Source organism: Kitasatospora sp. NPDC114501 (assembly GCF_055633695.1).
On record NZ_JBVKDS010000014.1, the window covers coordinates 85,122 to 104,602 of the forward strand.

At 74.1% G+C, this 19,481-nt stretch carries 19 protein-coding genes; 3 read left to right on the forward strand and 16 right to left on the reverse strand.

Annotation, left to right across the window (positions count from 1 at the left end):
• Positions 1–113 precede the first annotated feature (113 nt).
• The 5 genes from fxsA to ACZ7RU_RS25400 form a co-directional block, all read right to left on the reverse strand.
• The gene (gene fxsA / locus ACZ7RU_RS25380; RefSeq protein ID WP_470343260.1) at positions 114–692 is read right to left on the reverse strand and encodes an FxsA family membrane protein; all 579 of its coding nucleotides are present in this window, start codon (positions 690–692) and stop codon (positions 114–116) included.
• 55 nt (positions 693–747) lie between these two features.
• On the reverse strand, positions 748–2,394 hold the full coding sequence (gene lnt, locus ACZ7RU_RS25385) for an apolipoprotein N-acyltransferase (protein ID WP_470343261.1): 1,647 nt from the start codon (positions 2,392–2,394) through the stop codon (positions 748–750).
• A 94-nt stretch (positions 2,395–2,488) separates the two neighbouring features.
• Positions 2,489–2,941, reverse strand: coding sequence for a GNAT family N-acetyltransferase (locus tag ACZ7RU_RS25390; protein ID WP_470343262.1), 453 nt, complete (start codon positions 2,939–2,941; stop codon positions 2,489–2,491).
• Positions 2,942–2,984: 43 nt separating this feature from the next.
• Positions 2,985–4,592 carry an amidohydrolase gene (locus ACZ7RU_RS25395; protein WP_470343263.1) on the reverse strand — a complete coding sequence of 536 codons (1,608 nt, stop codon included), beginning with the start codon at positions 4,590–4,592 and terminating at the stop codon, positions 2,985–2,987.
• Between the two features lie 50 nt (positions 4,593–4,642).
• The gene (locus tag ACZ7RU_RS25400) at positions 4,643–5,083 is read right to left on the reverse strand and encodes an Lrp/AsnC family transcriptional regulator (protein ID WP_045694655.1); all 441 of its coding nucleotides are present in this window, start codon (positions 5,081–5,083) and stop codon (positions 4,643–4,645) included.
• 229 nt (positions 5,084–5,312) lie between these two features.
• Here ACZ7RU_RS25400 and ACZ7RU_RS25405 point away from each other — a divergent pair, with 229 nt between their 5' ends.
• Entirely contained in the window at positions 5,313–5,843 is a 531-nt protein-coding gene (locus ACZ7RU_RS25405; protein ID WP_470343264.1) for a hypothetical protein, read from the forward strand.
• 75 nt (positions 5,844–5,918) lie between these two features.
• Here ACZ7RU_RS25405 and ACZ7RU_RS25410 read toward each other — a convergent pair whose 3' ends face one another.
• A complete protein-coding gene (locus ACZ7RU_RS25410; protein ID WP_470343265.1) occupies positions 5,919–7,082 on the reverse strand; it encodes an acyl-CoA dehydrogenase family protein in 1,164 nt (387 codons plus the stop codon).
• Between the two features lie 210 nt (positions 7,083–7,292).
• Between ACZ7RU_RS25410 and ACZ7RU_RS25415 the strand changes: the two genes are divergently transcribed.
• Together ACZ7RU_RS25415 and ACZ7RU_RS25420 are read left to right on the forward strand one after the other, a co-directional pair.
• Positions 7,293–7,949 carry a uridine kinase family protein gene (locus tag ACZ7RU_RS25415; protein ID WP_470343266.1) on the forward strand — a complete coding sequence of 219 codons (657 nt, stop codon included), beginning with the start codon at positions 7,293–7,295 and terminating at the stop codon, positions 7,947–7,949.
• 387 nt (positions 7,950–8,336) lie between these two features.
• A complete protein-coding gene (locus ACZ7RU_RS25420) occupies positions 8,337–10,451 on the forward strand; it encodes an AAA family ATPase (protein ID WP_470343417.1) in 2,115 nt (704 codons plus the stop codon).
• Positions 10,452–10,505: 54 nt separating this feature from the next.
• Here the strand turns inward: ACZ7RU_RS25420 and ACZ7RU_RS25425 are convergent, their stop codons facing one another.
• The 10 genes from ACZ7RU_RS25425 to ACZ7RU_RS25470 form a co-directional block, all read right to left on the reverse strand.
• Positions 10,506–11,492, reverse strand: coding sequence for an NAD-dependent epimerase/dehydratase family protein (locus tag ACZ7RU_RS25425; protein ID WP_470343267.1), 987 nt, complete (start codon positions 11,490–11,492; stop codon positions 10,506–10,508).
• 117 nt (positions 11,493–11,609) lie between these two features.
• Positions 11,610–12,656 (reverse strand): hemolysin family protein, encoded by a 1,047-nt coding sequence (locus tag ACZ7RU_RS25430; RefSeq protein WP_470343268.1) that lies wholly within the window; start codon positions 12,654–12,656, stop codon positions 11,610–11,612.
• Complete coding sequence (locus tag ACZ7RU_RS25435) at positions 12,653–13,996, reverse strand: hemolysin family protein (RefSeq protein WP_470343269.1); 1,344 nt, start codon at positions 13,994–13,996, stop codon at positions 12,653–12,655. Before ACZ7RU_RS25435 ends, ACZ7RU_RS25430 begins: the two co-directional genes overlap by 4 nt.
• Positions 13,997–14,217: 221 nt before the next feature.
• Positions 14,218–14,658: a PH domain-containing protein gene (locus ACZ7RU_RS25440; RefSeq protein WP_470343270.1), complete on the reverse strand. Its 441-nt coding sequence runs from the start codon at positions 14,656–14,658 to the stop codon at positions 14,218–14,220.
• 147 nt (positions 14,659–14,805) lie between these two features.
• Positions 14,806–15,654: an ATP phosphoribosyltransferase gene (gene hisG, locus ACZ7RU_RS25445; RefSeq protein WP_470343271.1), complete on the reverse strand. Its 849-nt coding sequence runs from the start codon at positions 15,652–15,654 to the stop codon at positions 14,806–14,808.
• 75 nt (positions 15,655–15,729) lie between these two features.
• Positions 15,730–16,002 (reverse strand): phosphoribosyl-ATP diphosphatase, encoded by a 273-nt coding sequence (locus ACZ7RU_RS25450; RefSeq protein WP_387751781.1) that lies wholly within the window; start codon positions 16,000–16,002, stop codon positions 15,730–15,732.
• 101 nt (positions 16,003–16,103) lie between these two features.
• Complete coding sequence (gene ribH / locus ACZ7RU_RS25455; protein WP_470343272.1) at positions 16,104–16,577, reverse strand: 6,7-dimethyl-8-ribityllumazine synthase; 474 nt, start codon at positions 16,575–16,577, stop codon at positions 16,104–16,106.
• 48 nt (positions 16,578–16,625) lie between these two features.
• Positions 16,626–17,909, reverse strand: a complete 1,284-nt coding sequence (locus ACZ7RU_RS25460; RefSeq protein WP_470343418.1) for a bifunctional 3,4-dihydroxy-2-butanone-4-phosphate synthase/GTP cyclohydrolase II — start codon at positions 17,907–17,909, stop codon at positions 16,626–16,628.
• A 5-nt stretch (positions 17,910–17,914) separates the two neighbouring features.
• The gene (locus tag ACZ7RU_RS25465; protein WP_470343273.1) at positions 17,915–18,562 is read right to left on the reverse strand and encodes a nicotinamide mononucleotide transporter family protein; all 648 of its coding nucleotides are present in this window, start codon (positions 18,560–18,562) and stop codon (positions 17,915–17,917) included.
• Positions 18,559–19,296 (reverse strand): riboflavin synthase, encoded by a 738-nt coding sequence (locus ACZ7RU_RS25470; protein ID WP_470343274.1) that lies wholly within the window; start codon positions 19,294–19,296, stop codon positions 18,559–18,561. The genes ACZ7RU_RS25465 and ACZ7RU_RS25470 overlap by 4 nt, the downstream gene beginning before the upstream one ends.
• Positions 19,297–19,481 lie beyond the last annotated feature (185 nt).

Genomic DNA, 19,481 nt, shown 5'->3' on the forward strand with positions numbered 1-19,481 from the left:
CCCTGGTCACCAGGGTCCCTTTCGCGTTCTCCGAGCCGTCCGAGAAGAAACCGCCCCGGTACGCCGAACCGCCCGGGGCGGATGCGCCCCGGGCGGCCGGTGGGAGGGTCGGGTCAGCCCCCGATCGGCGGGCGGTGGGGGGCGTCCGGCCCCTGCGGGCCGCGCGGGCCGGACTCCGGATCCAGGACCTCGCCCTGGATCACCTTGCCGTCCGGGCGATGGATGCGCAGCTGCTCCTGGAGCCGCATCGCGTCCGCGAACGGGTCGGTGCCGGCCGCGGAGGCGCTGCGCAGCGCCTTGTCCGCGACCCGGCGCCCGACCGCCCGCCACAGCGCCCGGGTGGGCGGGAAGAGCAGGGTCAGGGCCGCCACGTCCGACAGGAAGCCGGGGACGATCAGCAGCAGGCCTGCCAGCACCGTCATGCTGGTGCCGGTCTGCGGCTGCTCGGACTGCGGGTTCCTGCTCTGCTCGATCGCCGCCGACAGGGCCTTCGCCCCGGCCCGCTTGATCAGCGAGCCGCCGACCAGGCCGCCCGCGAGGAGCAGCAGCACGACGGTGAGGCCGCCCAGCCACGAGCCGACCTGGACCAGCAGCCAGATCTCCAGCACCAGCCAGGCGGTCATCAGCAGCGGCAGCACCCGGCGGAGCCTGCTACGCGGGGCCGGACGGGTGGGGGTAGCTTGCCGGGTCACGGTACGAATCCACTCCAAGCGGTGCTCTGCGCGCCGCACGGGAGGTCCGGGCCGGCTACGGCACCACCTGGTCCAACGGTTCCGGCCCGGCCGGTGTTCCGGCCGGCGCCTTCCGGCGGCGTCCGACCAGCACCGCCGCGCCGCAGGCCAGCAGGCCGCCGACGGCCAGCGTCCACTCCGGGACGGCGCCGACCCGGTCGGCCACCGTGGTGCCGTCGCGCAACGGGACGGTGGCCGACAGCTCGGCCGCGGTCAGCTCCTCGGTGCGCTGCTGGACGTCGCCGTCCGGGCCGATCACCGCGCTGATGCCGCTGGTGGCGGCGATCAGCACCGCCCGGCCGTGCTCGACGGCGCGCAGCCGGCTCATCGCCAGCTGCTGCTCGGGCTGGCCGGTCCTGGCGTAGGTCGCGTTGTTGGTCTGGACGACCAGGACCCTCGCGCCACTGTCGACGGTGTCGCGGACGATCTCGTCGTACGCGACCTCGAAGCAGATCACGTCGCCGATCCTGGCCGGGCCGAGCTGCATCACGCCGTTGTGGTCACCGGGGTAGAAGTCGCGGGCGACCCGCTGGAGGCGGGTGATCACCTTCATCAGCTGGGCGCGGAAGGGGACGTACTCGCCGAACGGCACGGGGTGCTGCTTGGTGTAGGAGGCGCCGGGGCCGGTGACCGGGTCCCAGACGATGCCCTCGTTCTGGACGTGCTGGGCGTCCGGGCCGTCCACCAGGGTGCCGACCAGGGTGGGCACGCCGATCGCCTTGACCGCCTGGTCGATCCGCCGGCGGGCCGGCGGGTCGCTGAACGGGTCCAGGTCGGAGGAGTTCTCCGGCCAGATCACGATGTCGGGGCGCTCGACCTTGCCGGCCCTGATGTCGGCGGCGAGCCGCTCGGTGGCCGAGGCGTGGTTGTTGAGGACCATCATCGGGCGGCCCAGGAAGTCCATGCCCGGGTTGGGCACGTTGCCCTGGACGATGGCGACCTTGACGGTGTCGGCGGCGGCCGTGGGCACCGGGACGAGGTAGCCCGCCAGCAGGGCGGCCACCGCGCCGAGCGCCGCCAGTGCGGCCGCCTTCGGGGCCCTGCCGGGGCCGCGCAGCCGCAGTGCGGCCCAGGCCAGCAGGGCGCCGGAGAGCGCGACCGCGAAGGTCACCAGCGGCGCGCCGCCGAGCGCGGCCAGCGGGGTGTACGGGGTGGCGGTGTTGGCGAAGGCGAGCCGGCCCCAGGGGAAGCCGCCGAGCGGCAGCCGGTCACGGGCCCACTCCTGGGTGATCCACAGGCAGGCCGCCCAGAGCGGCCAGCCGGGCAGCCGGGAGGTGACGGCCAGGGCGCCGCCGAGCAGGGCCAGGAACAGCGCCTCCACGACGGACAGGCCGATCGTGGCGTCCCAGCCGACCACTCGCAGCCAGCTGAGCAGCATCAGGAAGAACGGCAGGCCGAAGGCGAAGCCCGTCCACAGGCCCTGGCGGAAGGTGCGGCCCCGGGTGAGCAGCGAGAGCGCGGCGACGCCGAGCAGCGACAGCGGCCACAGGTCGTACGGCGGGAAGGCGAGGGCGAGCAGCAGGCCGGCCAGGGCGGCGAGGCCGGTGCGGGGAAGCCCGGCGCGGACCTTGGCGAGCGCGCGGGCTCCGCGGCTCGGGCGGGGCGCCGGGTCCGGCGGCTCGGGGACGGCCTCGGACCGTTCCTGGGTGACGGGAGTGGCCACCGGCGCACCATCTTCCTGGGGCTTGCTGTTCGGACGCTGTGCGAAGAAGGTACCCCGGAACGTCGGCGGCCCGTGAGGTCAGGGTGGTAGCGGGTCAGCGGGGGGCGTAGCGGACCTCCCCCAGCGGCCAGTGCCCGGTCAGCCAGTCGGAGACGGCGCGGTACAGCGGGGCGTCCAGGTGGGCGCGGTCGGCCCGGACCCAGGAGCTGACCGAGACCGCGGACGGGTCCTCGCTATCCGGATAGATGTAGACGCAGCCGATCACCTCGTCGCAGTCCGGCTCCAGGACGGTGTAGGTGAAGCCGGTCCGGGCCTCGAAGTCGGCGGCGTGGCGGCGCAGGTCGTCGCGGTTCCGCTCCAGCGGCATCCCGTCGAGGGGCGGCCAGCGGCGGCCGACGAAGCCCGGGGTGGCCCGGATGTGGGCGATGCTGTTCGTCCAGGCGGCGTGGTCGGAGGCGTTGTGCCGCTCGCCCAGGGGCTCCAGGCGGAACTCCGGGGCGAGCAGTTCGCGCGGGACGGTGAAGTCGGCGGGCACCAGTTCGGTCATGGTGGTCAACCTAGGACCCGGCGGCCCGCCGATCCACGGGATTTCAGCGCTGGTACACCGTGCGGCCGCGGACCACGGTGCGCAGGCAGGTCGGCAGCGGGTGGCCCGGGGTGAGGTCGGGCAGCCCGGGAGTGCCGGAGCGCGGGTCGGTGGACCAGCCGGCCACCCGGGAGTCGGGGGCCTGGACGACCAGGTCGCCGGCCGCCCAGATCGCGTAGCTGGCGACCGCGCCGGGGACCAGCACGCCGTCCTGGTCCCGGCCGACGGCGCGCCAGCCGCCGCGGGTGTGGGCGGTGAAGGCGGCCCGCACCGAGATCCGGTGCTCCAGGGTCCGGTGGAAGGCGGCCGCGCGGACGGTGCCCCAGGGGTCGAGCGGGGTGACCGGGGCGTCCGAGCCGAAGGCCAGCGGGACACCGGCCCGCAGCAGCGCGGCGAAGGGGTTGAGGGCGGCCGCCCGCTCGGCGCCCAGGCGCTGGACGTACATGCCCTCCGGGCCGCCCCAGGCGGCGTCGAAGGCGGGCTGGACGGAGGCGGTCAGGCCGAGTTCGGCGAAGGCCGCGACGGCCTTGTCGTCCAGGGCCTCGGCGTGTTCGACGCGGTGGCGCAGGGCCTTGACCCGGTCGGCGCCGACCCGGGCGCCGGCCGCCCGGACACCGTCGAGGACCGCTGCGACGGCCGCGTCGCCGATGGCGTGGAACCCGGCCTGGAGTCCGGCCTCGGTGCAGGCGGCGACGTGGTCGGCGACCTGCTCGGCGGTCAGGTAGGCGGTGCCGGTGTGCTCGGCGTCGTCGTACGGGGCGTGCAGGCAGGCGGTGCGCGAGCCGAGCGCGCCGTCCACGAAGAGGTCGCCGCCGGCGCCCACCGCACCGAGCCTGCGGGCGGTCTCGATACCGCCCAACTCGCCCCAGTAGCCGAAGACTTCGGGCCCCTCGCCGTCGGCGGCCAGGGCCAGCAGGGCGGCCAGGTCGGCCTCCGAGGAGATCTCCGGGCCGGCGCACTCGTGCAGGGCGCCGATGCCGAGCTCGGCGGCGCGGGCCAGGGTGGCGCGCTGGGCGCGGCGGCGCTGCTCGGGGGTGAGGCGGGCCAGCGCGGTCTGCCGGACGGCGTGGTGGGCGTCCTTGGTGAGCGGGCCGTCGGGGTCGAAGCCGGGCGCCGCGGCCAGGCCCTCGGCGAGGGTGCGCAGCGCGGTGGTGGCGAGCGCGGAGTGCACGTCGGTGCGGGAGAGGTAGAGCGCGGCGCCGCGGGCGGCGGCGTCGAGTTCGGCGAGCGTGGGCGGGCGGCCCTCGGGCCAGCCGGTCTCGTCCCAGCCGTGGCCGATCAGCACCCCGCCGGGCTCGGGCCGGGCGTCGACGAAGGCGGTGACGGCGGCCAGCGCGGCGGCCAGCGAGGGGCTGCCGGTGAGGTCGAGGCCGGTGAGTGCCAGGCCGGTGGCGGTGGCGTGCACGTGGGCGTCCACGAAGGCGGGGGTGACCAGGGCGCCGTCCAGCTCGACGACCTCGTCGGCGGTCGCCGCGTACGCCTCGGCGGCGCCGTCGCTGCCGACCCAGGCGACGTGCCCGCCTTCCACGAGCATCGCGGTGGCGAAGGGGTCGGCGGGGCTGTAGACGGCGCCGCCGCGCAGCAGGACGGTTCGTGGGGTGCGTTCGGTCATGCCGCCAAGTCTGCACGTCACCGGTCGCCGCGCGGCGACCGGCCCGCGGTTCAGAGCTTCGGGGGGCGCGCCTCGTACGGGGTGGACAGGACGACGGTGGTGCGGGTGGAGACGCCGGCGGCGCTGCGGATGCGGGCGAGCAGGTCCTCCAGGTCGCCGGGGGCGCCGACGCGGACCTTGAGGATGTAGTTCTCGTCGCCGGCGACGCTGTGGCAGGCCTCGATCTCGGGCAGGCCGGCCAGCCGCTCCGGGGTGTCGTCCGGGGCGCTCGGGTCGAAGGGTTTGACCGAGATGAACGCGGTCAGCGCCAGGTCGACGGCGTCGGGGTCGATGATCGCGGTGTAGCCGCGGATCACCCCGCGCTGTTCGAGGCGGCGCACCCGCTGGTGCACCGCCGAGGTGGACAGGCCGGTGGCCTTGCCCAGGTCCGTGTAGCTCATCCGGCCGTCCTCGAGGAGCAGCTGGACGATGCGTTGGTCGAGATCCTCCACAGTGCGCAAACCTACCCGGTCGGGAGCACGGGGGGCGCACGCGGTGTCACGGCGAGGGATCGCAGGTGCCGGGCGGGCACATGCCGGGTGAATGTGGCATCCGGTGTGGCCAAGGACACACCCGGTGCATCACGGTGCGCGTGACCGCAGGATTATGAGTCGGGATCACAGGGAAGTGCTGGTTGTGGCCCTGGACGACCACGCCGGGCCCGATCCTAGGGGGATCCTCATGCCTGCTACCGACCAGCGCGTGCTGGGCGCCGACGTAACCGACGACATGACCGGCCGCGAGGGCCTCGCGGTCGACCTCATGCCGGGCACCGACCCCGGCGAGGCGGAGAACTGGGACGTCGTCCGGGTCAACTGCCCCGAGTGCCGACGTCCGATCGCCCTGGTGGCGGACGAGGAGCGGCTGCCGCAACACGCGCTGCTGCCGACCGCCTGGAACCCCTTCGCCCCCGCGATCTGCCCGGGTTCGGGCGCGCCGACGGACGACCTGGCCGAGGTCGAGGCCCCGGAGGACGCGGAGGACGCGGAACCGGTCGGGCTCGCCGCGCTGATCAGGCTCCCGAGCGGGCTGGACTGGCGCACCCAGCCGTTCTCGCACGCCGTCGCGCACCGCCCGGTGCGGCTCACCGCGGTCGCCGGGGCCGCCCCGGTGGCGCCCGCCGTGCCGACGGTCACCGCGCTGCGGGCCGCCATCCCGGAGCAGCGCCGCCGTCGTCCGGCGCTGGCCGCCCGTACCGCCAGGGCGAGCTGACACCCCGCCGAGAACGCCTCCGGCCGTCACTCCGCACCCTGGAGTGACGGCCGGAGGCCGTGTGGGAGGAAGGCGTCAGGCCTTCGTGAGGTGGCGGCCGATCACCAGCCGCTGGATCTGGTTGGTGCCCTCGACGATCTGCAGGACCTTGGCCTCGCGCATGAAGCGCTCGGCCGGGAAGTCCTGGGTGTAGCCGTAGCCGCCGAGCACCTGGACGGCGTCGGTGGCCACCCGCATCACCGTGTCGGTGCAGAACAGCTTGGCCATCGCCGCCTCCTTGGAGAACGGCCGGCCGGCGTCCTTCAGTCGGGCGGCGGACAGGTAGAGCGAGCGGCCGGCCTCGATCTGGGTGGCCATGTCGGCGAGCATGAAGGACAGGCCCTGGAACTCGGCGATCGGGCGGCCGAACTGGCGCCGGGTGCGCGCGTAGTCGACCGCGAGGTCGAGCGCGGCCTGGGCGACGCCGATCGCGCAGGCGGCGATCCCGAGGCGGCCGGAGTCCAGCGCGGCGAGCGCGATCTGGAAGCCCTGCCCCTCCTCGCCGATCAGCCGCTCGCGGGGCACCCTGGCGCCGTCGAAGTGCAGCTGGGCGGTCGGCGAGGAGCGCATGCCCATCTTGTGCTCCGGCGGGGCCGCGGACAGGCCCTGCTGGGTGCCGGGGACCAGCAGGCAGCTGATGCCCTTGGGGCCGTCGACGCCGGTGCGCACCAGGGCGCTGTAGAAGTCGGCCTGGCCGCCGTGGGTGATCCAGGCCTTGGTGCCGTTCACCACGTACGCGTCGCCGTCGAGGTCGGCGCGGGTGCGCAGCGCGGCCGCGTCGGAGCCGGACTGCGGCTCGGAGAGGCAGTAGGCGCCGAGCTGCTCGCCGGAGAGCATGGCGGGCAGCCACTTCCCGCGCTGCTCGTCGGTGCCGAAGGTGGCCAGCGCGTGGCAGGACAGCGTGTGCACGCTGACGCCGAGGCCGACGGCCAGCCAGCCGGCCGCGAGCTCCTCCAGGACCTGGAGGTACACCTCGTAGGGCTGTTCGCCGCCGCCGTACTCCTCCTCGTACGGGAGGGAGAGCAGGCCGGCCTCGCCGAGGGTGCGGAAGACCTCCCGCGGGAAGCGGTCGGCGGCCTCGTCCTCCGCCGCCCGCGGCTGGAGCTCGCGCTGGACCAGGTCGCGGGTGAGGCTCAGCAGCTCTCGGGCCTCTTCGCTGGGCAGCTGGCGCTCCACGGCTTTCACAGGGGAGGGGGTCATGGCGGTGGTCGCCTCCTCGATCGGGCGCCGGACCGACGTGTCGGCTGGTCCGGCGTGGGTGTGGCGGTCGGACCGACCTGCACCGGGTTGCGGTGAACGGCCGTTCACAGTCGTGGCGAAGGCGAGTATGCCCGAAACCCGCGCCGCCGTCACGACCTGCACAGATGAACTGTCCGCAGTGGCGGGCTACGGCACCGTAGGGTTGACGTTGTGGCTGCATCCGAACCTTTCCCACCCCCGTTCCGGCCCGTCCCGGACGACCGGCTGACCGCGCTGGCGGCGGAGCTGCGCACGCTGCCGCCGTCCTGCGGGCCGGTGCGGCTGGTCGCGGTGGACGGGCACGCCGGCTCCGGCAAGACCACCTTCGCCGGACGGCTGGCGGCGGCGCTCGGCGGCGCCCCGGTGGTCCACCTCGACGACCTGGCCACCCACCGCGAGCCGTTCGGCTGGACCGGACGGCTGCGCGAGCAGGTGCTGGAGCCGCTGGCGGCCGGCCGGGACGCCGAGTACCGGGTGTACGACTGGACGCTGCGCCGCTTCGCGGGCACGGCCGCGGTGCCGGCCGCCCCGGTGGTGCTGGTGGAGGGGGTCGGCGCCGGCCGGCGGGCGGTGCGGCCGTGGCTGGCCCGGGTGATCTGGATGGAGCTGGACGCCGTCTCGGCCCGGCGGCGCGGGGAGGAGCGGGACGGTCCGGAACTGGCCGAGTTCTGGGCGGGCTGGGCCCGGGCCGAATCGGCGCATTTCGCCGCCGATCCGAGCCGTCCGCACGCCGCGACGCGGGTCGACGGGGTGACCGGACGGATCGTCCCGGGCACGGTGGGTGAACCTTCAACCACCGCCTTGACCTGCGACGTCGCCAGGACCTAGGTTCTCCTCAGCCGCCGGAACACAAGCTTCCGGTCGCGTCGGACCCGGCGTCCCCGGCTTGTTCCCCCGTGAGCCGGGGGCGCCGCCCGGTCCCCTTCCGAAACTCGCTCCCCCGCCGTCCCTTTCGTCCGCCCGGTCGTTCAACGGCCGCCCGCGCGATCGCATTTGACCCTGTACGGCACCCTTCCGGATCAGCTCCGCGCCGGTACGATTCCTGGCAGGCGCAGACGCGCCGCAGGGGGTCGACGACCACAGGCCCTAGGCGCAGGCGACTCGCCGGCCGAGTCCCGGGCCGCACCGCGGGGGGCGTGAGTGACGACGGTGGACAGTTCCGACAGCACGGCGGGCGGGCCTGACCGGCACGCCGACCGCGCCTGGCTGCGCGCCATGGACGCCTACACGGCCGGTGCGTACACCCGGGCCGAGGAGGAGTTCCGGGCCGCCGTCCGGCTGGATCCCGGCATGGCCGACGCCTGGCTCGGACTGCACGCGCTGCGCAGCGACACCTCGGCCGCGCTGCTCGCCATGTACCGCCACCAAAAGCGGTTCGGCGAGCAGCGGCGGCTGCACCGACGGCCGCTCAGTTCCTGGTACTGGCTGGGCTGGTGGGTGCAGCCGGTGCTGGAGGACGCCCGCGACCTCGCGCTGGCGCACGCCTCGCACTGGCTGGACGGCCGCCACCTGGCCGAGCTGGACCGGGCGTTGGAGCAGTGCCCGGCACCCGGCGAGGACCCGTCCGCCCGCTTCCTCCACGCCTGCCGGTCCTACCTGCTCAAGGACTGGGAGCAGTTGATCCGGGACACCGACCGGCTGCTGGACGACCCGCTGCTCGGCATCGAGGCCGGGCTGTTCGCCGGCATGGCGCGGGTGCGCCTCGACATGTGCGCCCAGGCGCAGGCGCCGCTGGCCGCCTCGCTGGCCCGCTGCCGCTCCGAGCAGCCCCAGCGCAAGGAGCTGCGGTACTGGCTGGCCCGGGCGTACGAGGGGGCCGGGCGCAGCGCCGCGGCGCTGCCGCTCTACCGGGCGGTGCACCGGGCGGACCCGGCGTTCATGGACACCGCGGCCCGGCTGACGGCCATCTCGGCCGAGGACGGGCTCGCGGACGGGTTGACGGAGGGCCTGACGGACAGCCTCGCGGACGGGCTCACGGACGGGCTCGCGGACGGACTGCTGCCCGACGGGCTGCTGGCGGGCGGGCGCCCGGGGGCGGCCGACGCCGTCGCACCGGGCGGCCTCGGTGACGGCGCCGGGTACCCGGACGAGGCCGGGTACACCGGGATGCCCGGGTACGGCGGGGAGTTCGGGGACGCCGGCGGGCCCAGCGGTGCGACCGTCGCCGGCGACGGGGTCGCGACCGGCGGGGTGCTCGACGGCGGGGTGCCGTCGGGCGGCGGGCCCTCGGTGGACGCCGGGCTGGTCGACGGCCCCCCGGCGGACGGGGCGCTGACCGGCGGCTCACTCCTGGACGGAACCGCGACCGGCGGCGCCCTGCTGGACGGCGCCCGGCCCGACGGCGCGCCGCAGGCCGCCGGGGAGCGCTCCGGCTCGGGCGCCCCGCCCGGCCCCGCCGTACCGCCCCCGCTGCCCGCCCTCGGCCGGGCCCAGCCCCGGACCGCCACCGGGCCCGAGCCCCGCTCCGGCGGCGACGAGCGGGAGCTGGACGCGGCCCTGGCCGAACTGTCGCTGATGGTCGGCCTGGAACCGGTCAAGCGCCAGGTGCGGGCGCTGTCCGCCCAGTTGAGGATGTCACGGCTGCGGGCCGCCCAGGGCCTGCCCGTCCAGCCGCCGAAGCGCCACTTCGTCTTCTCCGGCCCCTCGGGCACCGGCAAGACCACCGTGGCCCGCATCCTCGGCCGGGTCTTCCACGCCCTCGGCCTGCTCTCCGGCGACCACCTGGTGGAGGCCCAACGCGCCGACCTGGTGGGCGAGTTCCTGGGCCAGACCGCCGTGAAGGCGAACGAGCTGATCGACTCCGCGCTGGACGGCGTGCTGTTCATCGACGAGGCGTACAGCCTCTCCAACTCCGGCTACACCAAGGGCGACGCGTACGGCGACGAGGCACTCCAGGTGCTGCTCAAGCGCGCCGAGGACAACCGGGACCGGCTGGTGGTGATCCTGGCCGGCTACCCTGAGGGCATGAACCGGCTGCTCGCCACCAACCCCGGCCTCAACTCCCGCTTCACCACCCGGGTCGACTTCCCGAGCTACCGCCCCGGGGAGCTGACCGCGATCGGCGCCGCGCTGGCCGGCCGGGACGGCGACGGCTGGGACGAGGACGCCGCCGAGGAGCTGGCCAGCATCTGCACCCACGTGGTGCGCGAGGGCTGGATCGACGAGCTGGGCAACGGCCGGTTCATCCGCACCCTGTACGAGAAGTCCTGCGCCTACCGGGACCTGCGGCTGTCGCTGCTGCGCGAGCCGCCGGGCCGGGAAGACCTGGCCACCCTGCGGCTGCCGGACCTCGTGCAGGCGTACGGGGAGCTGATCGACGGTCGGGGCTGACCCCCGTGCGGCCCCGCGACCAGCTCCCCGGGTCCGTTCCGGCCGGTGACCGGGTCAGCCGTTCAGGACCGCGGCCTCCCGCTCCCGGTCCAGCCCGACGGTGACCCGGTCGGCCCGCTGCGGCGCGCTGCCGCCGATCGACCGCAGCCAGGCCCAGGTGTCCTCGACGGTCTCGGCGACCGGGCGGCAGCGCAGCCCGGCGCCGAGCGCGCGCTCGACCAGGCCGGTGTGCAGGAAGTCGTAGAGGTCTCCGGGCGCCAGCCAGATCGGCAGCTCGGTCCACGGCTCGATGCCCGCCGCGAGGATCCGCTCCGGGGCCGTCCAGCGAAGCTCGGCGTCCGAGCCGGTGGCCCGTACGCAGGCCTCCAGCAGCTCGCCCATGGTGGCGTGGCCGGACGGGCTGACCAGGTTGTACGGGCCGCCGAGGCGGGCCACCACGGCGTCCAGGGTCCAGGCCGCGAGGTCGCGCGCGTCGATGTACTGCAGCGGCAGGTCGCGCGGCCCGGGGGCGAGCACCGGGCCGCCCTCGGCGATCCGGTTGAGCCACCAGGGCAGTCGGCCGATGTTCTCGTGCGGGCCGATGATCAGCCCGGCCCGGGCCAGCAGCGCCTGCCCGCCGTACTCGGCCTCCAGCGCGAGTTCCGCACCGCGCTTGGCCTCGGCGTAGGGCACATCGCCGGTGAGGTCCGGGGAGGAGTCGACCACCGGCGCGGTCTCGCCGGCCCCGGCCTCCAGCGGGTAGTCGTACACCGACCGGCTGGAGACGTACGCGTAGTGGCCGACCCGGCCGTTGAGGAACCGGGCGCTGTCGCGCACCGCCGCAGGGGCCCAGGACCAGGTGTCCACCACCGCGTCCCACTCCCCCGAACCGAGCGCCGCCAGGCCGTCCTCGGCGGTGCGGTCGCCCTTCAGCACCTCGACGCCCTCGGGCGCGGGCTGCGTGCCGCGGTTGAGGGCGGTCACCTCCCAGCCCCTGGCCAGCGCCTCCTCGGCGACGACCCGTCCGACGAACTTCGTTCCACCCAGCAGCAGAAGTCTCATGCCGACCACCCTGCTCCAGGGTGGCCGGCACGGGAACGGTTGAATGCTCTCAGCAGAATCGCCGGGAGCGGACACCGGCGCTCAGGCCGTTCGGGATGTTCGGGATGTTCGGGACGTTCAGGCCGTGGCGCGGTGGTCCGGGTCGTGCATCTCGCCGACCAGCTCCTCCAGCACGTCCTCCAGCATGACCACGCCGAGCGTGCGCCCGTCCTGGCCCAGCACGGCCGCCAGGTGGCAGGTCGCCCGGCGCATCGCACCGAGCGCGTCGTCCAGCGGGAGGCCGCCGCGCAGCACCGTGATCGGCCGCCACAGGCGGGCCGGGACGGGCGCCGACGGGTCCTCCACGTCGAGGATGTCCTTGAGGTGGACGTAGCCGAGGTAGCCGTGGCCGGCCGGGTCGCCGTCGGTGACCGGGAAGCGCGAGAAGCCGGTGCGCAGCGCCAGCTGCTCGATCTCGGCGGCGGTCGCCTTGGTGTCCACGGTGACGAGTTGCTCGGGTTCGAGCAGTACCTCGGTGATCGGCCGGCGGCCCAGCTCCAGCGCGTCCTCCAGGCGCTCCTGGCGGCTCTCGTCGAGCAGCCCGGCGTCCCGGGAGTCGGCCAGCAGGTACATCAGCTGCTCGGTGGTGAAGACCGACTCGACCTCGTCCTTGGCATCCACCCGGAACAGCTTCAGCACGCCGTTGGCGAAGGCGTTCAGCACCCGGATCACCGGGGCGAGCCAGCGGGCCAGCCGGTCCAGCGGCGGGCCGAGCCAGAGCGCGGCCCGCTCCGGGCCCGCCATGGCCATGTTCTTCGGCACCATCTCGCCCATCACCATGTGCAGGAAGACCACGACGGCGAGCGAGATCCCGTACGAGAGCGGGTGCATCAGGCCGGACGGGACGCCGATCGCGTGGAACGGGCCCTCCAGCAGGGAGGCGATGGTCGGCTCGGCGAGGGCACCGAGGCCCAGCGAGCAGACGGTGATGCCGAGCTGGGCGGCGGCCAGCATCGCGGAGACGTTGGACAGCGCGTGCAGCACGGTGCGGGCGCGCTTGTGCCCGGCCTCGGCGAGCGGCTCGATCTGGCTCCGGCGCACCGACACCACGGCGAACTCGGCGCCGACGAAGAAGGCGTTGCCGAGCAGGAGCAGCAGCGCGACGGCCAGTTGCAGGGCGGTCATCGGCCGTCCTCCCGGTCCTCGTCGAACTGTGCGGGCGCGGTGGTGCGCTCCACCCGGACCCCGGTGGTGCGGTGGCGGTCGACACCGGTCACGGTGAAGCGCCAGCCGGGCAGCTCGGCCTGCTCCCCCACCTCGGGGAGCTTGCCGAGCAGGTCGGAGACCAGCCCGGCGAGGGTCTCGTACGGGCCGTCCGGGGCGTTCAGGCCGATCCGCTCCAGCTGGTCGATCCGGGCGCGGCCGTCGGCCTCCCAGACCGGCAGGCCGTTGACCGGCGGCAGCGGGAACAGCTCGGGGTGGTCGTCGGGGTCGTGCTCGTCCTGCACCTCGCCGACGATCTCCTCGACGATGTCCTCGACGGTGACGACGCCGGCGGTGCCGCCGTACTCGTCGACCACGATGGCCATCGGCTGGAGGCGGCGCAGCCGGTCGAGCAGCCGCTCGGCGGGCAGCGTCTCGGGCACCAGCAGCGGCGGCGAGGCCAGCTCGCCGACCCGCACCAGGCCGCGCCGGACGGCCGGGACGGCCAGGGCGTCCTTGAGCGTGACGATGCCGGTGACCTCGTCCAGGCTGTCGGTGTAGACCGGGAAGCGGGACAGTCCGGTGGCCCGGGTCAGGTTGATCACGTCGGAGGCGGTGGCGTCGCGCTGGAGCGCGGACACGTCTATGCGCGGGGTCATCACGGACTCGGCGGTCAGCTCGCTCAGGCCCAGGGTGCGGACGAACAGGGTCGCCGACTCCTCGTCTATCGCGCCGGCCCGGGCCGAGTGGCGGGCCAGCGAGACCAGCTCGTCCGGGGTGCGGGCGTGGCCCAGCTCCTCCTGCGGCTCGACGCCGAAGGCCCGGACGGTCCGGTCGGCGGCGCCGTTCAGCAAGCTGATCAGCGGACGGCAGGCGAAGGAGAACGCCATGTGCGGGGCGGCGACCGCACGGGCCACCTGGAGCGGGCGGGAGATCGCCCAGTTCTTCGGCACCAGCTCGCCGATCACCATCTGGACGACGGTGGCCAGCACCATGCCGACGATCACGGAGACGCCGCGGGCGGCCGAGTCGGGCACGCCGACGCCGGACATGACGGGCGCGAGCAGCGTGGACAGGGCCGGCTCGGCGAGCATGCCGACCACCAGCGAGGTGACGGTGATGCCGAGCTGGGCGCCGGACAGCTCGAAGGAGAGGTGCCGCAGGGCCCCGGCGACGCGGCGGGACTTGGCGTCGCCCGCCCCGGCGGAGCGCTCCACCTCCCCGCGCTCGACGGTCACGAAGGCGAACTCGGCGGCCACGAACAGGCCGTTGGCGAGGATCAGGAGAACGGCCGCGAACAACAGCAGCCAGGCGGTGATCACAGTGCCGCCTGCCTTCCGGGGGTCGGAAGCGAGGCGGCGCAGGTACTACCGGACGGATCGTCCATCGAGGGGGAGTGTCACTCCTCAGGTCGTTCGGGCACTCGTTTTCGGGCAGGGGGACTTTGCCCTGCTTTTACCAGCGTAGACCATACCCGGACGGCGGTACGAGGCCCGGTCGGCCCGCCGGGAGCGGCGAATCCCAGGTGGGAGCGGGTCCGGGCTCAGGCCCGGGCGTGCTGCTCGACCAGGTCGCGCAGCGCGCGGGCGTCCGCGATCGCCCGGTCCTTGCCGACGCCGGACTGGATGCCGACCGCGGCGAGCGAGGTGCCGTCCGCGAGGTCGAGGGTGGCCCACGGGTCGCCCTGGCGGAAGTTGACCCGGACGATCTCGGCCCAGGCGAGCCGGCGGCGGCGGACGAAGTTGACCACCGTCACGCCCTCCGCGTCGGCGCTCACCCGGGGGCGGGCCAGCATCAGGCCGACGGCGGCGAACAGGACCCCGCTGGCGACCATCATCATCCGGTCGTTGAGCTGCCAGTTCTCCGGGAGCAGCACCGCCATCGCGGAGAACAGCGCCACCAGCAGCACGCAGACCGGCAGCAGCACGGCGCGGGTGCGGCGCGGCGCCCAGGTGACGGGGAACTGGACGGGCGGCGTGGACACGTGGGGTCTCCGGGGTGGTTCTGGTGGCGGCAGCACGACGGGGCGGGGACGCGGTCGGCGTCCCCGCCCCATTGAACCGTTCCTTACTCGTGGACCGGTGCGCAGGTCACCCGGGCGCGCGGGTCGTCCGGGCGGCCGGGTCCGGGGTCAGAGGCGGCAGGCGTGGATGTTGGTGACCAGGATGGCCCGGGCGCCGATGCCCCACAGGTCGTCCATGATCTGCTGGGCCTCCTTGCGGAGCACCATCGAACGCACCGCGACCCAGCCCTCGGTGTGCAGCGGCGAGACGGTCGGCGACTCCAGGCCCGGGGTGAGCGCGACGGCCGCGCCGACCTTCTCGGCGCGGATGTCGTAGTCCATCAGGACGTAGCGGCGGGCCACCAGCACGCCCTGGAGGCGGCGCAGGAACTGCTCCACCCGCGTGTCCTCGCCGGCGCCCTTGGGCCGGATCACCACGGCGTCGGAGATCAGGATCGGCTCGCCGAACACCTCCAGGCCGGCGTTGCGCAGGCTGGTGCCGGTCTCCACCACGTCGGCGATCACGTCGGCGACGCCCAGCTGCACCGCGGTCTCGACCGCGCCGTCCAGCTTGGTGACCGTCGCCTTCACCCCGTGGTCGGCCAGGTGCTGCTCGACCAGGCCGGTGTACGAGGTGGCGATCCGCAGGCCCTCCAGGCCCTTGACGTCCTCGACGTCCACGCCCTCGGGGCGGGCGAAGCGGAAGGTCGACCCGGCGAAGCCGAGGGCGAGCACCTCCTCGGCGTTGGAGTGCGAGTCCAGCAGCAGGTCGCGGCCGGTGATGCCGACGTCGAGGCGGCCGGAGCCGACGTAGACGGCGATGTCCCGCGGGCGGAGGAAGAAGAACTCCACCTCGTTGTTCGGGTCGACGAGGACGAGCTCCTTGGGGTCCTTCCGCTGGCGGTAGCCGGCCTCATGGAGCATCTCCGCCGCGGGACCCGAGAGAGAACCCTTGTTGGGGACGGCGATGCGCAGCATGGGAGGTTGCTTCCTTACCTGTGGGGAGAGCGGGTGTGCTCGGAGGAGCGGGGGTCTGGGTACTCAGCGGGAGGTCTAGAGGTACTTGTAGACGTCGTCGAGCGTCAGTCCACGGGCGATCATCATCACCTGAAGGTGGTAGAGGAGCTGCGAGATCTCCTCCGCCGTCTGCTCGTCCGACTGGAACTCGGCGGCCATCCAGACCTCGGCGGCCTCCTCGACGACCTTCTTGCCGATCGCATGGACGCCCTGCTGGACGAGCTGCGCGGTACGGGAGGACGAGGGGTCGCCGGTGGCGGCCTTCTGCTGGAGCTCGGCGTAGAGCTCCTCGAATGTCTTCGAAGCCATGATGGGCCCACCTTACGGCGTACCGGCGGACGGACGGTAAACGGTCCCGGAGCGTGGACAGTCCGGTGGACGTCCACGCTCCGGGACCGGACGGGGCGTGCTCAGAGCGCGGCGCGCAGCACCACGGCGGTGGCGACGGCCGCGGTGACGGCCTCGTGGCCCTTGTCCTCGGCGGAGCCCGGAAGGCCCGCGCGGTCGAGCGCCTGCTCCTCGTTGTCGCAGGTCAGCACGCCGAAGCCGACCGGGACGCCGGTGTCGACGCTGACCTGGGTGAGGCCGGAGGTGGCGGCCTGGCAGACGTAGTCGAAGTGCGGGGTGCCGCCGCGGATCACCACGCCGAGGGCCACCACGGCGTCGTAGCCGCGCTCGGCGAGGCGCTTGGCGGCGACCGGCAGCTCGAAGGTGCCGGGCACCCGCAGAACGGTCGGCTCGGTGACACCCAGCTCCTTGAGCGCGCGGTGGGCGCCGTCCAGCAGGCCGTTCATCACCTGGTCGTGCCACTGGGCGGCGACGACGGCGACCTTGAGGTCGGCGGCGCCGTCGATGGTCAGTTCGGGGGCTCCGTGGCCGCTCATGCTTCCTACTTCCTGTATGAGTCTCTGTTGTGTCTCTGGTGGCGGTGGTCAGGAGCCGAGGCCGGGCAGGTGGTGGCCCATCCGGTCGCGCTTGGTGCGCAGGTAGCCCAGGTTGTGCTCGCCGGGCGCGATCTCGACCGCTTCGCGCCCCTTGACCTTGAGCCCGTGATCGGTGAGCGCGGTCAGCTTCCGCGGGTTGTTGGTGAGCAGGGTGAGCGAGCGGACGCCGAGGTCCCCCAGCATCTGGGCCGCGATGCTGTAGTCGCGGGCGTCGGCGGGCAGGCCGAGGTCCAGGTTGGCGTCGACGGTGTCCCGGCCCTGCTCCTGGAGCTCGTACGCGCGCAGCTTGTGGGCCAGGCCGATCCCCCGCCCCTCGTGGCCGCGCAGGTACAGCACCACGCCGCGGCCGGCCTCGGCGACCCGCCGCAGCGAGGCCTCCAGCTGCGGGCCGCAGTCGCAGCGCAACGAGCCGAAGACGTCGCCGGTCAGGCACTCGGAGTGGACCCGCACCAGGACGTCCTCGCTGTCCGGCAGCCGGCCCTCCGCGTCGAGGCCGCCGGCCACCAGCGCGAGGTGCTCGACCCCGTCGATGGTGCCCCGGTAGCCGACGGCGGTGAACTCCCCGTGCACGGTGGGCAGGGCGGTGACGGCGGCCCGGTCGACGTGCAGCTCGGTGCGGCGGCGGTAGGCGATCAGGTCCTCGATGGAGATGATCGCCAGGCCGTGCTCGCGGGCGAAGGCGACCAGCTCGGGCAGCCGGGCCATGCTGCCGTCGTCGTTGACCACCTCGGCGATCGCCCCGGCCGGCGGCAGCCCGGCGAGCCGGGCCAGGTCGACGGCGGCCTCGGTGTGGCCGGGGCGGACCAGCACACCGCCCTCGACGGCGCGCAGCGGGAAGACGTGCCCGGGGCGGGTGAGGTCGCCGGGCTCGGTGCCGGGCGAGGAGAGCAGCCGTACGGTGCGGGCGCGGTCGGCGGCGGAGATGCCGGTGTCGACCCCCTCCCGGGCGTCCACCGAGACGGTGTACGCGGTGCCCTTGCGGTCCTCGTTGACCTGGGTCATCGGCGGGAGCTTGAGGCGGTCCAGCTCCTCCCCGGTCATCGGGGCGCAGATCACGCCGGAGCTGTAGCGGATGGTGAAGGCCATCAGCTCGGGGGTCGCGGCGGACGCCGCGAAGACGATGTCGCCCTCGTTCTCGCGGTCCTCGTCGTCGACCACCACCACGGCGCGGCCGAGGGCGATGTCGGCGATCGCCCGCTCGACCGGATCGAGGACGAGCTCGGGCTCGGGTGCGGCCCCGGTGGCGCCGGTGCTGGACTGGTTCTCGCTCATCTCGGTCATGCCGTGGCTCCCTGCGGGACGGTGGCGGACTTGGCGCGCGGCTCACGGGTGCTCAGCCACCAGGACCGCAGGCCGAGCAGCACCAGGACGAAGTAGACGGAGTAGGTGAGGCCGGAGAAGGTGTAGCCGCTGTTGAAGGCGAACGGCACGCCGACCGCGTCGACCGCGATCCAGGCGAACCAGAACTCCACCCAGCCGCGGGCCTGGGCGATCATCGCGGCCAGCGTGCCGACGAAGATGTAGGCGTCCGACCAGGGGCTCCAGGACAGGCTGGGGAAGGACGTGAAGAGCAGGGCGAGCGCGACGGTGCCGGCCGCGGTGCCCGCCGCCAGCGCGAGCCGCTCGGGCCAGCTCGCGAACCGGACGGCGATCGCGCCGCCCTCTCGGCGGCCCCGCCGCCACTGCGCCCAGCCCCAGGAGGCGGTGGCGATCACGATCAGCTGCTTGCCGATCAGGCCGGGGACGTGGCCCCCGAGGTAGGCGGCGATCAGCACCGCGCCGGACAGCAGCTGGACCGGCCAGCTCCAGACCGAGCGGCGCCAGCCGAGCGCGAGCCCGCCGAAGCCGAGGATGTTGCCGATCATGTCGGCCCACTTGACGTGTTCGCCGAGGACGGTGAACGCCTCGCCGCTGAGCCAGCTCACTTGGACTCCCCCGGGGTTCCGTCGACCGGCAGGTCGGACGGGTCGGACATGGTGGAAAGGCTGGAAAGGCTGGAAAGGTCCGACAGGCCCGGGAGGTTCGGGAGGGTGCGGGACTCCAGGAGGCGCTCGACGTACTTCGCCAGCACGTCCACCTCCAGGTTGACGCTCTCCCCGACGGACTTGGCGCCCAGCGTGGTCAGCGCGAGGGTGGCCGGGATGAGGCTGACGGTGAAGCTGTCCCGGGCGGCCTCCACCACGGTGAGGCTGACGCCGTCGACCGTGATCGAGCCCTTCTCCACCAGGTAGCGGGAGATGGTGTCCGGCAGCGAGAACCGCAGCACCTCCCAGCGCAGGTCGCCCGCCGCGTCGCGCTCGCCGGGCTCGCGGCTCAACAGCCGCCCGGTGGCGTCCACATGGCCCTGGACGAGGTGGCCGCCCAGCCGGGCGCCGAGCGCCATGGCGCGCTCCAGGTTGACCCGGGAGCCGGGCGCCAACTCGCCGAGGCTGGAACGGTGCAGCGTCTCGGCCATCACGTCGGCGCTGAACTCACCGGTGCCGGCGGCCAGTTCCGCCGGGCTGTCGACGACGGTCAGGCACACGCCGTTGACCGCGATGGAGTCGCCGTGCCGGGCACCCGTACAGACCACCGGGCCACGCAGGCGGATCCGCGAGGAGTCGCCGATCTCCTCGATCGACACGACCTCGCCGAGCTCTTCGATGATGCCGGTGAACACCCGGGTTCTCCTCGCGCTTGGGGCGCGGACTCCGGGGCGGCATGGGAGATGACACGGACGGGCACCGGTGCGCGGGCCGGGGGCACACCCTTCTCCGGGGTTGCCGAGGCCACCGGGAGATCGCTCGCCCGGCCCGGGAGACACCGCTCCCGTCGTTCACCTGACCGGGGTCCGGGAGGCCGGCT

Excerpts from the sequence above, each read along its gene's own strand:
- ACZ7RU_RS25390 (WP_470343262.1), bottom strand. The coding sequence starts at position 2,941 with ATGACCGAACTGGTGCCCGCCGACTTCACCGTCCCGCGCGAACTGCTC.
- ACZ7RU_RS25395 (WP_470343263.1), bottom strand. The coding sequence starts at position 4,592 with ATGACCGAACGCACCCCACGAACCGTCCTGCTGCGCGGCGGCGCCGTC.
- ACZ7RU_RS25405 (WP_470343264.1), top strand. The coding sequence starts at position 5,313 with ATGCCTGCTACCGACCAGCGCGTGCTGGGCGCCGACGTAACCGACGAC.
- ACZ7RU_RS25410 (WP_470343265.1), bottom strand. The coding sequence starts at position 7,082 with ATGACCCCCTCCCCTGTGAAAGCCGTGGAGCGCCAGCTGCCCAGCGAA.
- ACZ7RU_RS25420 (WP_470343417.1), top strand. The coding sequence starts at position 8,337 with ATGGACGCCTACACGGCCGGTGCGTACACCCGGGCCGAGGAGGAGTTC.
- ACZ7RU_RS25425 (WP_470343267.1), bottom strand. The coding sequence starts at position 11,492 with ATGAGACTTCTGCTGCTGGGTGGAACGAAGTTCGTCGGACGGGTCGTC.
- ACZ7RU_RS25430 (WP_470343268.1), bottom strand. The coding sequence starts at position 12,656 with ATGACCGCCCTGCAACTGGCCGTCGCGCTGCTGCTCCTGCTCGGCAAC.
- hisG (WP_470343271.1), bottom strand. The coding sequence starts at position 15,654 with ATGCTGCGCATCGCCGTCCCCAACAAGGGTTCTCTCTCGGGTCCCGCG.
- ACZ7RU_RS25450 (WP_387751781.1), bottom strand. The coding sequence starts at position 16,002 with ATGGCTTCGAAGACATTCGAGGAGCTCTACGCCGAGCTCCAGCAGAAG.
- ribH (WP_470343272.1), bottom strand. The coding sequence starts at position 16,577 with ATGAGCGGCCACGGAGCCCCCGAACTGACCATCGACGGCGCCGCCGAC.
- ACZ7RU_RS25460 (WP_470343418.1), bottom strand. The coding sequence starts at position 17,909 with ATGAGCGAGAACCAGTCCAGCACCGGCGCCACCGGGGCCGCACCCGAG.